The 13,655-nt window shown below is 62.3% G+C and carries 9 protein-coding genes; 5 read left to right on the top strand and 4 right to left on the bottom strand.

What is annotated here, in order from left to right; genetic code table 11:
* Positions 1–67: 67 nt before the first annotated feature.
* The 3 genes from IHQ43_RS13970 to IHQ43_RS13960 all read left to right on the top strand — a co-directional run bounded on the left by IHQ43_RS13970 (position 68) and on the right by IHQ43_RS13960 (position 5,298).
* Positions 68–2,572: a fused MFS/spermidine synthase gene (locus IHQ43_RS13970; protein WP_192564838.1), complete on the top strand. Its 2,505-nt coding sequence runs from the start codon at positions 68–70 to the stop codon at positions 2,570–2,572.
* A gap of 99 nt (positions 2,573–2,671) precedes the next feature.
* Positions 2,672–4,306, top strand: coding sequence for a J domain-containing protein (locus IHQ43_RS13965; RefSeq protein ID WP_192564837.1), 1,635 nt, complete (start codon positions 2,672–2,674; stop codon positions 4,304–4,306).
* Entirely contained in the window at positions 4,303–5,298 is a 996-nt protein-coding gene (locus IHQ43_RS13960) for a DUF3829 domain-containing protein (RefSeq protein WP_192564836.1), read from the top strand. The genes IHQ43_RS13965 and IHQ43_RS13960 overlap by 4 nt, the downstream gene beginning before the upstream one ends.
* A 46-nt stretch (positions 5,299–5,344) precedes the next feature.
* On the opposite strand, the gene IHQ43_RS13955 is transcribed toward IHQ43_RS13960, so the two are convergent.
* Positions 5,345–6,016 carry a DUF3313 domain-containing protein gene (locus IHQ43_RS13955; protein ID WP_085604143.1) on the bottom strand — a complete coding sequence of 224 codons (672 nt, stop codon included), beginning with the start codon at positions 6,014–6,016 and terminating at the stop codon, positions 5,345–5,347.
* A gap of 201 nt (positions 6,017–6,217) precedes the next feature.
* Here IHQ43_RS13955 and IHQ43_RS13950 point away from each other — a divergent pair, with 201 nt between their 5' ends.
* The gene (locus tag IHQ43_RS13950) at positions 6,218–8,575 is read left to right on the top strand and encodes a tetratricopeptide repeat protein (protein WP_192564835.1); all 2,358 of its coding nucleotides are present in this window, start codon (positions 6,218–6,220) and stop codon (positions 8,573–8,575) included.
* Between the two features lie 42 nt (positions 8,576–8,617).
* Here IHQ43_RS13950 and IHQ43_RS13945 read toward each other — a convergent pair whose 3' ends face one another.
* The 3 genes from IHQ43_RS13945 to IHQ43_RS13935 all read right to left on the bottom strand — a co-directional run bounded on the left by IHQ43_RS13945 (position 8,618) and on the right by IHQ43_RS13935 (position 11,871).
* Positions 8,618–9,592 carry a hypothetical protein gene (locus tag IHQ43_RS13945; RefSeq protein WP_064381826.1) on the bottom strand — a complete coding sequence of 325 codons (975 nt, stop codon included), beginning with the start codon at positions 9,590–9,592 and terminating at the stop codon, positions 8,618–8,620.
* 129 nt (positions 9,593–9,721) lie between these two features.
* The gene (locus IHQ43_RS13940; protein WP_192564834.1) at positions 9,722–10,201 is read right to left on the bottom strand and encodes a DUF934 domain-containing protein; all 480 of its coding nucleotides are present in this window, start codon (positions 10,199–10,201) and stop codon (positions 9,722–9,724) included.
* Positions 10,198–11,871 (bottom strand): nitrite/sulfite reductase, encoded by a 1,674-nt coding sequence (locus IHQ43_RS13935; RefSeq protein ID WP_192564833.1) that lies wholly within the window; start codon positions 11,869–11,871, stop codon positions 10,198–10,200. The genes IHQ43_RS13940 and IHQ43_RS13935 overlap by 4 nt, the downstream gene beginning before the upstream one ends.
* A gap of 342 nt (positions 11,872–12,213) precedes the next feature.
* Here IHQ43_RS13935 and ccoN point away from each other — a divergent pair, with 342 nt between their 5' ends.
* Positions 12,214–13,641 (top strand): cytochrome-c oxidase, cbb3-type subunit I, encoded by a 1,428-nt coding sequence (ccoN, locus tag IHQ43_RS13930; RefSeq protein ID WP_192564832.1) that lies wholly within the window; start codon positions 12,214–12,216, stop codon positions 13,639–13,641.
* Positions 13,642–13,655: the final 14 nt, after the last annotated feature.

Genomic DNA, 13,655 nt, shown 5'->3' with positions numbered 1-13,655 from the left:
AGCGGGCTTGCCCGCGATGAGGCCCGCACAGTCGCAGCCATTCTTGAACCGGAACAAGGCCATCTGCATGTCCTCACGTGTCGCCAGCAAATCCCCGGCCCACCCCGTCCCGCAAACCGCCACCGCGGCGTTGCTGATCCCCGCCCTGCTCTTGTGCATCTCCGGCGCTGCGGCGCTGGTTTACCAGGTGCTGTGGATCAAGCAGCTGTCGCTGGTGGTCGGGGTCGAGGTCTATGCGATCACCACCGGGATCAGCGCCTTCTTTGCCGGGCTCGCACTGGGTGGCTGGCTGTTCGGGCGCTGGGCGGATCGGCTGAAACAACCGGTGTTGCTGTATGCCGGGCTGGAAGTGCTGGTGGCGGTGCTGGGCGTCGGCGCGACCTTTGCCATGAGCGTGGCGGCCAGCCCGTTTGCCTGGTTACAGAACCATGTCGGTCTGCTGGCCTGGCTGTTGCCGTTCCTTCTGGTGGGCGCGCCGGCCGTGCTGATGGGCGGCACGTTGCCGGTGCTGGTGCGTTCGCTGGCGGCCAGTCCGGGCAAGGCCGGTGGTCAGTTGTATGCGGCAAACACCCTGGGCGCGATTGCCGGCACGTTGCTCGCGGCGTTCCTGCTGATCGCCACCCTCGGCGTGCGTGGCAGCGCGCTGGCGGCCGCGATGCTCAACCTGCTGGCCGCCGCTGGAGCCTTGGGCTGGCAGCGCCTGCGTCCGATGCCGGTCGAAGCGCCGGTCAAACATCACATCGAAAAGGCCCCGGATCGCACCGCCCTGTGGCTGTATTCCATCGCCGGCGGCGTGGCCCTCGGCTACGAAGTGGTGTGGTCGCAGTCGATCGTGCAATTCATGAGTACCCGCACCTACGCCTTCGCCGTGGTGCTGGCAACGTATCTGGCCGGGCTCTTTCTGGGCAGCGCCCTGCTCGCCCGACGGGTCGAACGGATCCGCGATCCGTGGGGCGTGTTCGGCCTGCTGATCGCGGGCGCGGGACTGATCGCCCTGCTGGAAATCGCCGTGCTCGGCCGCTGGCTAGTGATCGCCCAGAGCCAGGCGGAGATCTGGCTGCTGACCCAGGGCGCCGGTGAACTGGCCGGCATGAGCGCGCGTTTCGCCGTGGCGGCGCTGGCCATCGTATTTGTCCCGACTCTGTTGCTGGGCGCGGCATTTCCGTTGGCACTGCGCTTGAGCGTCGGGCAGGAGCGTATCGGTCGCGACGTTGGCGCGGTGGTGGCGTTCAACACGCTGGGCGGGATTGTCGGGGTGATGCTTTGCGGTTTCGTGCTGATCCCGCTGCTGGGGCTGGTGCGCACGCTGGGCCTGCTGGCGATCATCGCCGCCGGCATCGGCTGGTTCGCCGTGCGCAAGGGTCATGGCGTGAAGAAAGGCCGGCGTCAGGCGGTAGTGGCACTCGGGCTGTTGTCGGTTGCGCTGGCGGTGCTGACGCCCGTGAACAAACTCGCCAGCCTGCTGCCCGGTGCGCGCAACGGTACGCTGGCGTTTTACGAGGAAGGACGCGGCGGCACCGTGGCGGTGGTCAGTCAGGGAACAGGCCGCAATGCCTTCCAGCGTTTGTACATTCAAGGCGTGTCGAACACCGGCGATGCCATGCCGTCGCTGCGCTACATGAGGATTCAGGCGCTGCTGCCGCTGTTGATCCACAACGGCGAACCGCACTCGGCGCTGGTCATCGGTTTCGGCACCGGCATCACCGCCGGCGCGCTGCTGCGCTATCCGGGGCTGGAACACCGCGTGGTCGCCGAGTTGCTGCCGGCGGTGGTCAAGGCGGCGCCACTGTTCAAGGGCAACTTCAACGCCGCCAGTGACCCCGGCGTCGACGTGCGCCTGCGCGACGGCCGTCAGGAACTGCTGCGCAGCCCGCAGACTTACGACCTGATCACCCTCGAACCACCACCGCCCTCCGCCGCCGGCGTGGTGAATCTGTATTCCCGCGACTTCTACCAACTGGCCGCCAGCCGCCTGGAAAAACAAGGCCTGGTCGCGCAATGGCTGCCGCTGCCGACCCAGAACATCGACGACTCGCGCTCGCTGGTGCGCAGCTTCCTCGACGTGTTCCCCTACGCGACGCTGTGGACCAGCGAGTTCCACGAGATGCTGCTGGTGGGTTCACTGGCGCCCATCGAACTGGACGCAGGGAAAATCACCCAACGCCTGCAACAGGACAGCGTACGCGGCGCCTTGCAGGACGTCGGCATCGGCTCGGCGGCAGCGCTGCTGTCGACCTGGGTCACAGACCGCGCCGGGCTGGAGCGCTTTGCCGCCGACGCACCGGCAGTGACCGATGACCAGCCGCGCATCGAGTACGCGCCGTGGGTTCGCACCAAGGAAATCACCCGCGTGCTGCCGGCGCTGCTGGATCTGTACGTCGCACCGCCGCTGGTCAACGCCGATGCCGGGTTCGACGAGCGCATGCAAGCCCACCGCCAGCGCCTGATGCAGTTCTACCGCGCCAGCCTGCATGCCTACGACGGCGACCGCGATGCCTGGGGACGGGACATTCGCGAGGTGATGCGCGGGGATGGCGGTAATCCGTATTTCCGCTGGTTCGTCGGCGACTGAGCGAGACTCGAGGACTTTTCGACGCGAAACAGGTAGGGTGCGCAACATCACAATGCCACCACTGGATCGCGTCGCAGTTTTTATGGAGTTGTCATCGCAATGAGTTGCTGGACCGTCCTTGGCCTGTCGGCCGACGCCGATGTGCGCACGATCAAACGCCAATATGCCGTCCTGCTCAAACAGACCCGCCCCGACGACGACCCCGAGGGTTTCCAGCGCCTGCGCGATGCCTATGAGCAGGCGCTCGCCTACAAGGAATGGCAGCAGTATCACGAGCAGGATGAAGAGCAGGACATCGAACAATCCTGGGACCTGAGCGGCCTCACCGTGGTCGAGGTCGATGCGCTGCAACTGGCGACCCGCTCGCTGGACGGGCTCAGTGTTGAAGAGCTGAAACGTCGCCATACCGTCGCCCTCGAACAAGGCTGTGCGCACATCTTCGAGGACACGCTGCTGCATCACTGCATCGAGCACCCCGAATCCTCCGACACGCTGGTGGACTGGGCGGTGCCGACCTTTTTCTGGTTCAGCGCCTGGCAGCGCCTGGAGCTGGATGAGGAATCGATCGAGCTGTTGCTGGCCCGGCAGCGCACGCGTATCACGCAACCGATGCGTGAAGCCCTCGAACAGGAAGACGTTGACGGATTTCTCCAGGCCTACGCCCGGTGTGCACATTTCAAATGGCTGACAATCGAACAACATCAGAAATGGTTCGACCATACCCTGAGCCATTTGCTGCTGGATGCGCCGGTCTGGTATCCCGAAGTTTTCGAACGGGTGCGCACCCATCAAGGCTGGCACGGCAGCACGGGCAATCCCTGCCCCGACGGTGAATGGCAACGCCTGCTGGCGCGAAAAAATGCGCCGCTTTACCTGGCGAGCCAGCAACAGCTGGCCATGGAACCGCCCGCCACCCCCGAACACCGCGCCGCCCGCCTGCTGCTGGGCACCGGCTCGTTCAGCGCCCGCCGCGCACTGGCCCGGCGCCTGCGCGAGGACGACTGGGCGCAGTGCCGCAAGTTGAGCTCCGAGCTGTACGCCAATCACCCAAATGTCTGCGCGCAGATGCCCGGCGGCACCGCGTTTTTCTGGCAAAGCTGGGAACTGAGCTTCAATGACTGGCCGACGTATGTGGGCGTGGTGCTGGCCTGCCTGATCGGCTCGTTCACCCATTACATTCCCCTGGGCGTGCGCTTCAGCGGATTGATCAACATTGTCATGCTCACAACGGTGGCGTTCGGGGTGGTCGTGGCCGGACTGAATTGGCTGGTGCACGACTTTGCCCATCGCGCGTGGTGGCTGGACGACTGGCTCAGCGCGCGCCTGTGCCCGGCGTTCCTCAAGGATTCGCCACCGTTCGGGGTGCTGCGCGATCTTGTCCCCTGTGCGCTGATGGTCGCCGGGCTCAGTTGGTTTCTCGGTCCGATTGCCGGCGCCGTGTACGCTGGCACTTTGGCGATTTTCGGCCTGATACGCCGACGCCAGGTCAAACCACACACCTCCTGGGAGGACACCCGCACGCCTGTGAAAGTCTGCATGTCGATACTTGGCATTGTGGCTCTGGCGATTGTCCTTGGCGTGTTCAACCAGATCGCCAGCCAGGGCACGGTCAATCGCAACCAAGGGTTGCAACCGTGGACCGAACGCTTGTGCAGTCGCCTGCCGATCACCACGACCGAATGCAGCGCACCGGCCACCGTTGAACAGTGGTATGGCAAGGCGGCACGACCATGAACGCGAAAATGCTGTTTCCGTTCGGTGTGGTGATCGCACTCGTCGTGATGGGTCTGACGGGCGCGACCCGACCGTTGCTCCAGATCGACCTTTGGCTGGATGAGCTTGACGCGCCGATCACGGCACAAGCCAATGCCCTGAGCCCGGTCATCAACTGCATCAACCGGGTCGATGTGCAATGGCGGGTGGCCTACGACCGCTACATGAACCCGCAGTCACCTCAGCCACGAACCCCGCAATGGTTCGCCAGTCTCAAGGCTTTCGACGACAGCGACGCGTTCAGTGTGCGGGACATACAGCGGGATGCCTGCTTTCGAGGCATTACCCGAAAACTCGAGCTGCTGAACCATCAACCCGTTCTGGCACAAAAAGCCGATGAGTATGTCCGGACGCTGGAATATGCCACGACCGTGATACCGCCCTCTCGGTACGACAGAGAAGCGAGCTTCTTTTCGGCGTCGCAGCAACCGTCAAAGGAAGAAAGCGAAGCCATCAGACGGGCATCGGAAGACTACAACCGCGCCTCGACGGCCCTTCGACAGGCGCTGCTGCCGCTGGACGCGGCACAACGCCCCGAACAGCTGAAGCGGCTGGAAACACGACTGGGCAAGGACATCCATTGGTATCTGCTGGCCTACATGATCCAGGCGCGGGAAACCGTCGACGTGCTCGACCAGGCCATGAGAAACCGCACACTCACCCCGCAATTGCTCGCCGACACCACCGCGAAACTGCAACAGGCATGGGATCGTCGGGAGCCCTTTCTGAGATCGCCCTACACCGTTTTCCAGTCAAAGACCGATGCCGCGCAGGATTTGTGGCTGCACATCGGTGTACCCGGAACTGAATATCTCGAAGCGTTGAACACCCTGCAAAAAGACTGGCAGAACCATGCAGAGCCGCAGCGCCTGAGCGATGACTTCTATGCCGTGACCCGCAGCTACGACGGTCTGCTCAGCCATTACAACCGCCGCGCCCGAGCCGAGTTCTGATGACAGCCTGCCGGATCGCCCTCAGGGGCGACCCGGCGTGCCCGTCTTACTTGGCCTTGAGCTTGAGGTAGGACTGATGCAGATCCGCCGCCCAGCCGTCGATCACGCTTTTCACGTCATCGGCCTTCATCACCTGCGAATCGTTTTCCAGCGGTTTGCCGGTGCCCTTGCGCACCACCTGCGCGGCCACCTTGTTGGTGCCGCCATCGAGGAACACCGCCTCGGTCGCCAGCGTGGTTTCCTGATCACGAATGCCGCTGGCGGTGCTGACCGCTGCGGCTACCAGGGCAATCGGAATCACTTCATAGGCATGCAGGCCTTCGGTCTTGCTGCTGACGGCGGTGATCGCCGCGCGTACCACGATCACACCTGGCCCTGGGCCTGAGGCCAGCGGCAGGGATTTGCCCAGTTCACGCTTGAGCGCCTGATCGTAGTAGCTGGTGATGCCATTGAGGGTCTGCTGCGGAATCTTCACGGTGGGTTGCGGTTTGGGATAGAGCTGGGTCGGTTCGACGTAGACGCTGGTGAATTTGCTGATATCGATTTTCGGGTCAATCCAGCGCATCACCTCAGCCCCCGACGGGGATTTGGCCTCCCTCAACTGGCTGTAGTCCTTGAGGAAGCCTGAGTACTCGTCGGGTGCGACGGTTTTGCTGGAGCAGCCCACCACGCCCAGCGTGGCAATGCACAGGGTGCTCATCATTACGGCTAGCTTCATGCTGTAACTCCTGTCGGAAGGCCGGATTTATTGCATTGGGGAGTTACAGGTATAGCTAATACCGCGCCGATTGCGATCCAAAAACACAATATTCACACCACATCGCCCCCGCTCATTTGACAGATAGGGATGAGGCGGCAAAGCTGCATCAAGCTTGAACGCGCGCCCGACGGCAAATGCACCTGGACTACGGAAGTCGCAATGCCCAAGCATAAGAATAAAGCTGCACCGCTTCAGCCTGATGCTTCACCGACCTCGATTTCACGTTACCTGTTTCCTGTCTCCATCGGCGTGCTGCTGGCCGCCGTGGCGGGGATCGGCTGGTTTCTGTTCAGCCCGGCGCCGGTGCCGGTCAAACCGGTTCCCGTGAGCGCCCCGCTTGTGGCGCCGGCCAAACCTGCCCCCACCGTGGCGGCGGCGCCTGCGAGCATGGTTGACGAGCAGCAATGCCAGGGTTGTCACAGCGAGCAGGTCAAGGATTGGCAAGGCTCGCACCATCAACTGGCGATGCAACCGGCAAACGCTGAAACCATGCTCGGCGACTTCAACAACGTCACCTTCAAGGGCGAAAACGAGACCACCCGTTTCTCGCGCAAGGGTGATGATTTCTGGGTCAACACGCCGGGTATCGACGGCAAGAACGCCGACTTCAAAGTTGCTTATACCTTCGGCATCACCCCACTCCAGCAATACCTGATCGAAGTCGGCGAAGGCCGATTGCAGGCGCTGGGCGTCGCCTGGGATACCGAGAAAAACCGCTGGTTTCACCTCTACCCCGGCCAAGGCGTGAACTTCAAGAATCCACTGCACTGGAGCAAGCCGAGCCAGAACGCCAATTTCATGTGCGTCGAGTGCCACACCACAGGTTTCAAGCGCAACTTCGATGCGGCCAGCAACACTTTCGCCAGCCACTGGAACAGCCTCGGCGTCGGCTGCCAGGCCTGCCACGGCCCGGCGTCGAATCACCTGGAATGGACGGCGAAGAAAACCGACCTGATCCACGCTGGATTCGCCGTCGATCTCAAGGACAAGAACGCCACCGTCGAAATCGAAACCTGCGCCCGCTGCCACGCCCGCCGCGCACCGTTGGGCGATGGCTACACCGTCGGCAAACGCTTGATGGACGATTACCTGCCCAGCATTCTCACCCGCGAACTGTATGCGCTGGACGGCAAGATCAAGGACGAAGTGTTCGAACACGGCTCCTTCGCCCAAAGCAAAATGTTCGACAAGGGTGTGCGTTGCAGCAACTGTCACAACCCCCACAGCACCGAGCTCAAGGCACCGGGCAACGCAGTGTGCCTGCAATGCCACAACACCGCCGGCAAGACCTCCGTCGAAGGCGTAGACGGCAAGGGCTTGCAAGCGAAGAACTACGACAGCCTCGAACACACCCGCCACACCCTGGGCCAACCCGGCTCGCAATGCGTGGATTGCCACATGCCCGGCAAGTTCTACATGGGTAACGACTTCCGGCATGACCACAGCTTCAGCATCCCCAACCCCGAACGCGCGCAAAAACTCGGTACGCCTGATGCCTGCCTGACCTGCCATCAGGGCAAGGCCGGCGACAAGGTCACTGCGCAATTCAAATTGTGGAATGCCTCGACCACGCCTCAAGCGCCTCGTTACGACGAGAGCCTGTGGCTGATTCGCAACGGCCAGCCGGGTGCGGCGCAGGCGTTGTATGAGCAATTGCAGCGCAGCGATTTGCCGGCGATCCAGCGGGCGACGTTGCTGGCGGAATTGCCGCTTTATCCGAGCGAACAAGCCCTGAAACTGGCGACGACAGACCTGAAAAACCTGGCGCCCCAGGTTCGTGAAAACGCCGTGCGGGCGATCAGCGCGTTTCTGCCGCCACCGGAACGTTTATCGCTGTTGGCGCCGTTGCTGGGCGATCCGGTGAAAGCGGTAAGAATCGCGGCGGCGAGGGATTTGCTGAGTCTGGCCCGCAATGGTTTGGGCTCGGCGCAGGCCAATTGGGAAGCGGCGATTGCCGAGTACGAAGCGGTGCAGAAAAGCCTGGCCGAACGCGCCGAGGCCAACCTGAATCTGGCAATGCTCTATCAGGCCAGCGGTCGCAGTTCGGAGGTTGAAGGCCTGTTGCGCACAGCCCTGAAGCGCGACCCGGATTTCTACCCGGCATTGGTCACGCTGGTGCAATGGCTGGAGGCCAATGGTCGTGTTCCCGAGGCCCGGCAACTGCTGGATGAAAACCTCAAGGAGCATCCGGATGCCGCCCTGTTGCAGCACACCCGGGGGCTGTCGCTGATCCGCGCCGGCAAACCGGCCGAAGCCATGTCGCCCCTGCGCAAGGCCGCGCAATTGGAACCGCAGAACGCGCAGTACGGTTATGTGCTGGCGGTGGCGCTGCACGAAAGTGGCAAGGTGGATGAGGCATGCGCGCTGCTGGAGGCACAGCTCAAGCGGCAACCGGCGAACCGTAATGCGCGGTTGTCGCTGATTCAGTGGTATCTCGACAGCGGGCAGGAGCCGAAGGCGCAGGTGGTGTTGCAGGGGTGGAAGAAGCTGAATATGGGGGATCCGGCGTTGAAATGAAAACAGGCGGGAGCAGCACTCTGCTGCTCCCGCCTGATTGCGTCACCAGCTCGAAGTCTCTCCGCTGCGCAACGCCATCTCCCGCCGGCTGTTCGCCCGCATCGCCTTGATCAGCGACACCGTCCCCACCAGCAAAATCGCCGCACCGAACAGAAAATCAATGTTGTACAGCTGGAAATCCTGCACCGGCCCCACCAGCACCGTGCGCACCACGCCGATCCCCACGAGCGTGGCGAGGAAGTCGATCCCCGGCTCATCACGGTAGAACACCAGCAGCAACGGCAGGCACAGCACCAGCAGCATCAACAGCACCACAACCTTGAACGAGCCTTTGCGCTCGACGCTGAACGCGCATTCGTGGGGGCCGTAGGCTTTGTAGTCCTCGTCGCGGATCATCGAGTTTTTCTCGTTGATGTAGTCGGCGCGGTTGTACTTCTGGATCGGCGTGAAGGTGTTGGACATCTCCATCAGCGTGGTGATGTTCTTGAAACGCAGGTCGATGCGCTCGCTGCCCTTGAGGTAATACAGCACCGGTTTGTAGCCGTAGCGATAGGTGTCGAAAGGAAATTCGGTAACCCGGCCCTGAACGCTGATCGGGCGCGATTCGAGTTCGGCGAAGGCGCTCTTGTCGGTCGAGGCGAGGTTGCGGCTCAGGGGCAGGACTTTCACCTGTTCGAGGAAGATCGGCGTGACACCAAACGACCACTGCAACGGTTCCAGGCGCAGACGCAGCTCGTTGCGGCCCAGGTCATAGCGGTTGAAGGTGCGCTCGGAGACCACCACCGCGCCGCTGAGCATGAACTCGCCGCGCAGGTTGTTGGTGATGCGCAGGGTCAGCTGATCCTTGCCCAGCAGCGCCGCTTCGGTGTTCGGCGGCGTGCCGCACCAGGCGGTGCTTTCGCCGACGCCGCCGAGCTGACCGCCACGGTTTTCATTGAACACATAGATGTAACCGGCCCACAGCGTCACCATCAACAGCAACGCGGTGATGCCCAGAATTTTTTTGCCCGGACTCACTGATCAGACTCCCTTCTTCGTTCCGTCGTCCAGCCGAAAACCCGCTGGCGACGGGGACTCTACCAAAAGGCCACCATCGACCCAAGGAAAAATCCCCGATTCATCAGGGTTCTAAGGGTTTCCCCTGCATCACCTGCGCCGGAACAGCGGTCGCGGCTCAATCACCGAGCGCCCGTACAACACGCTCATCCCGGCCAGGCCCTTGAGCGCATCCTCGGCGGATTTGTCCTCGCGCACGGCGAAGCTGTCGAAACCGCACTGGCGCATGTGGCTGAGCTGGTCGCGCAGTACATCGCCAATCGCCCGCAACTCGCCTTTCCAGCCGAAACGGCTGCGCAGCAGATAGGCCTGGCTGTAGGCGCGGCCGTCGCGAAAGCTCGGGAAGTCGAGGGCGATCAGTGGCAGTGAGGTCAGCCATGGCAACAGGCTTTCGACGCCGTCGTCAGGGCCCAGCCAGACCGCGTGGGTCGAGGGCGATTCGAGCCAGTGGGCCAGGGGCAGAATCAGCATTTCAGTGCTGTCAGCCGTTTCAGGCGAGCGAATCAACGTCCACGGATCGTCGAGCACGATCCGCGCCCCGCTCGCCTCCATCCTCAGCAGATTGTTCATACCGAAGCCTCCAGCGCTTTCGGGTAAACCCGCTCCTTGAACGGCTCCAGACCGATGCGTGCCACGGTATCGACGAACAGTTCTTCGGCCTCGCGATAGCGCACGAAAGTGCCGATGATCCGTTCGATCACCTGCGGCACTTCGGCGGCGCTGAACGACGGGCCGATGACTTTGCCCAGTGCGCTGTTCTTGCCCTGGGCCCCGCCGAGGGTGATCTGGTACCACTCGCTGCCGTTTTTATCGACGCCGAGAATCCCGATGTTGCCGATGTGGTGATGGCCGCAGGCGTTCATGCAGCCGGAGATGTTCAGGCTGATGTCGCCCAGATCGTGCAGGTAGTCGAGGTTGTCGAAACGCGCCTGAATCGCCTGGGCAATCGGGATCGACTTGGCGTTGGCCAGCGCACAGAAATCACCGCCGGGGCAGGCAATGATGTCGGTCAGCAGACCGACGTTGGCGGCGCCCAGTCCCTGCTCTTTCGCCAGTTGCCACAGCGCGAACAGCTCGGACTTGGGCACGTCCGGCAGGACGATGTTCTGCTCGTGGGCGATGCGGATTTCGCCGAAACCGAAGTGCTCGGACCAGTCAGCCACGGCCTGCATCTGCGCATCGGTGACATCCCCCGGCGGCGAGGCCAGACCCGGTTTGGTCGACAGCACCACGCTGGTGTAGCCCGGCACTTTGTGCGGCTGAACGTTGCGTGCGACCCAACGGGCGAACGCCGGGTTGTCGGCCAGGTGCGTGCCGAAATCCAGATCGGTGCCCGCCAGCGTGCGATAGCTCGGCGGCACAAAAGCACTGGCGACCCGCTGGTATTCATCCTCGGTCAGTTGCGCCGGGCCGTCCTTGAGGTGTTGCCATTCCTCTTCGACTTCCTTGGCGAACGCCTCGATGCCCAGCGCCTTGACCAGAATCTTGATCCGCGCCTTGTACTTGTTGTCGCGTCGGCCGTGGCGGTTGTAGACCCGCAGCACCGCCTCGACGTAAGACAGCAAATGCTGCCACGGCAAGCCATCGCGGATCTGCAGACCGAGAATCGGCGTGCGCCCCAGACCACCGCCGACGATCACTCGCAGCAGCATCTGGCCGTCGCGACCGGGATAAAGGTAGAGGCCAATGTCGTGCATCATGATCGCCGCGCGATCCTGCTTCGCCGAGCAGATGGCAATCTTGAACTTGCGCGGCAGAAACAGGAATTCCGGGTTGATCGTCGACCATTGCCGCAGAATTTCCGCCAGCGGGCGTGGGTCGATCAACTCGTCCGCCGCGACCCCGGCGAAGGCTTCGGTGGTGATGTTGCGTACGCAATTGCCGGAGGTCTGGATCGCATGCATGTTGACCTGCGCCAGACGTTCGAGGATGTCCGGCACTTCGTGCAGCTCGATCCAGTTGAACTGCATGTTCTGCCGGGTGGTGAAGTGGCCGTAACCACGGTCGTAATCCCGGGCAATGCTCGCCAGTGTGCGCATCTGTTCGGCGCTCAGCGTGCCGTAGGGAATCGCCACCCGCAGCATGTAGGCGTGCTTTTGCATGTACAGGCCATTCTGCAGGCGCAGCGGCAGGAACTCTTCTTCGCTCAACTCCCCGGCCATGAAGCGCTCGACCTGATCGCGAAACTGCGCAACGCGCTCGAACACCAGCGCCCGGTCGTAATCATCGTATTGGTACATCGGCCTACTACCTCGTCAGGAATTTCCTGTGGGAGCGAGCTTGCTCGCGATTGCGGTGTGTCAGGCAACGGCAATGTTGGCTGACACACCGCAATCGCGAGCAAGCTCGCTCCCACAGTTTTTGTAAAAGCACTATGACGTTGCAGCGCAGCCCGTTACAGATTCACCTGAACGCATAAAAACCGTATCAGGGCGCGGCAGATGGCCGCACACAGCGCCTGGATCTGATCCGCATAAATCAACAATTCCTGAGCCTGTTTTGTTTCCGGTGGGGTTTCTACAGTGCAGCTCGTGCCAGACCGGGTGGCCTGGCAAGACTTTGCAACCGTGGATGAACTGACCATGAGCACAGCAACAATCGGACAGGCTTATAACTACAAGGTCGTCCGCCAATTCGTCATCGCGACTGTTTTCTGGGGTGTCGTGGGCATGGCGATGGGGGTATGGATCGCCTCGCAACTGGTATGGCCGGACATGAATCTGGACCTGCCGTGGACCACCTTCGGCCGCTTGCGACCGTTGCACACCAGCCTGGTGATTTTCGGTTTCGCCGGCAGCGCGCAATTCGCCGCCAGCTACTACGCGGTGCAGCGCACCTGCCAGGTTCGGCTGTACTCGGACAAACTCGCCGCGTTCACTTTCTGGGGCTGGCAATCGGTGATCGTGATCATGCTGGTCACCCTGCCGATGGGCTACACCACGACCAAGGAATACGCCGAGATCGAATTCTCCGGCGCAGTGTGGATGGCCGTGGTATGGGTCGCGTACGCCGTGATGTTCTTCACCACCGTGGTGCAGCGCAAGACCAGGCACATTTACGTCGGCAACTGGTTCTTCGGCGCGTTCATTCTGGTGATCGCCATGCTGCACGTGGTCAATCACCTGTCGATCCCGGTGGACTGGTTCAAGTCCTATCCGGTGTATGCCGGGGCCACCGATGCGATGGTGCAGTGGTGGTACGGGCACAACGCGGTGGGGTTTTTCCTGACTACCGGGTTCCTCGGGATGATGTATTACTTCGTGCCCAAGCAAGTGAATCGGCCGGTGTATTCGTACCGGTTGTCGATCGTGCATTTCTGGGCACTGATCACCCTGTACATCTGGGCCGGCCCGCACCACTTGCATTACACCGCGCTGCCGGACTGGGCGCAGTCGCTGGGCATGGCGATGTCGCTGATCCTGCTGGCCCCGAGCTGGGGCGGAATGATCAACGGCATGATGACACTGTCGGGCGCCTGGCATAAATTGCGCACCGACCCGATCCTGCGCTTCCTCGTGCTGTCGCTGGCGTTCTATGGCATGTCGACCTTCGAAGGCCCGATGATGGCGATCAAGACCGTCAACGCCCTCTCCCACTACACCGACTGGACCATCGGCCACGTTCACGCCGGGGCCCTCGGCTGGGTGGCGATGATCACCTTCGGCGCGACCTATCACATGGTGCCCAAAGTCTTCGGCCGCGAGCGCATGCACAGCACACCGCTGATCAACCTGCACTTCTGGCTGGCGACCATCGGCACCGTGTTGTACATCGCGTCGATGTGGGTCAATGGCATCACCCAAGGCCTGATGTGGCGGGCGATCAACGAGGACGGCACGCTGACCTACTCGTTCGTCGAAGCGCTGCAGGCCAGCCATCCGGGGTTTGTCGTACGTTTTGTCGGCGGGGTGTTTTTCCTCAGCGGCATGTTGCTGATGGCCTATAACGTGTGGCGCACGGTGCGGGTGGCGGATGTTGCGATTGCCCACCGTGAAGCGCAGATCGCCTGATCAAGGGAGCCGGT

This window comes from Pseudomonas gozinkensis (genome assembly GCF_014863585.1).
GTDB classification, from domain to species: Bacteria; Pseudomonadota; Gammaproteobacteria; order Pseudomonadales; family Pseudomonadaceae; genus Aquipseudomonas; species Aquipseudomonas gozinkensis.
This window is presented reverse-complemented; position numbering and strand designations above follow the sequence as displayed.

Bases quoted from the DNA above. Each gene is read 5' to 3' on its own strand.
- IHQ43_RS13970 (WP_192564838.1), top strand. From the start codon at position 68: ATGTCCTCACGTGTCGCCAGCAAATCCCCGGCCCACCCCGTCCCGCAA.
- IHQ43_RS13965 (WP_192564837.1), top strand. From the start codon at position 2,672: ATGAGTTGCTGGACCGTCCTTGGCCTGTCGGCCGACGCCGATGTGCGC.
- IHQ43_RS13960 (WP_192564836.1), top strand. From the start codon at position 4,303: ATGAACGCGAAAATGCTGTTTCCGTTCGGTGTGGTGATCGCACTCGTC.
- IHQ43_RS13955 (WP_085604143.1), bottom strand. From the start codon at position 6,016: ATGAAGCTAGCCGTAATGATGAGCACCCTGTGCATTGCCACGCTGGGC.
- IHQ43_RS13950 (WP_192564835.1), top strand. From the start codon at position 6,218: ATGCCCAAGCATAAGAATAAAGCTGCACCGCTTCAGCCTGATGCTTCA.
- IHQ43_RS13940 (WP_192564834.1), bottom strand. From the start codon at position 10,201: ATGAACAATCTGCTGAGGATGGAGGCGAGCGGGGCGCGGATCGTGCTC.
- IHQ43_RS13935 (WP_192564833.1), bottom strand. From the start codon at position 11,871: ATGTACCAATACGATGATTACGACCGGGCGCTGGTGTTCGAGCGCGTT.
- ccoN (WP_192564832.1), top strand. From the start codon at position 12,214: ATGAGCACAGCAACAATCGGACAGGCTTATAACTACAAGGTCGTCCGC.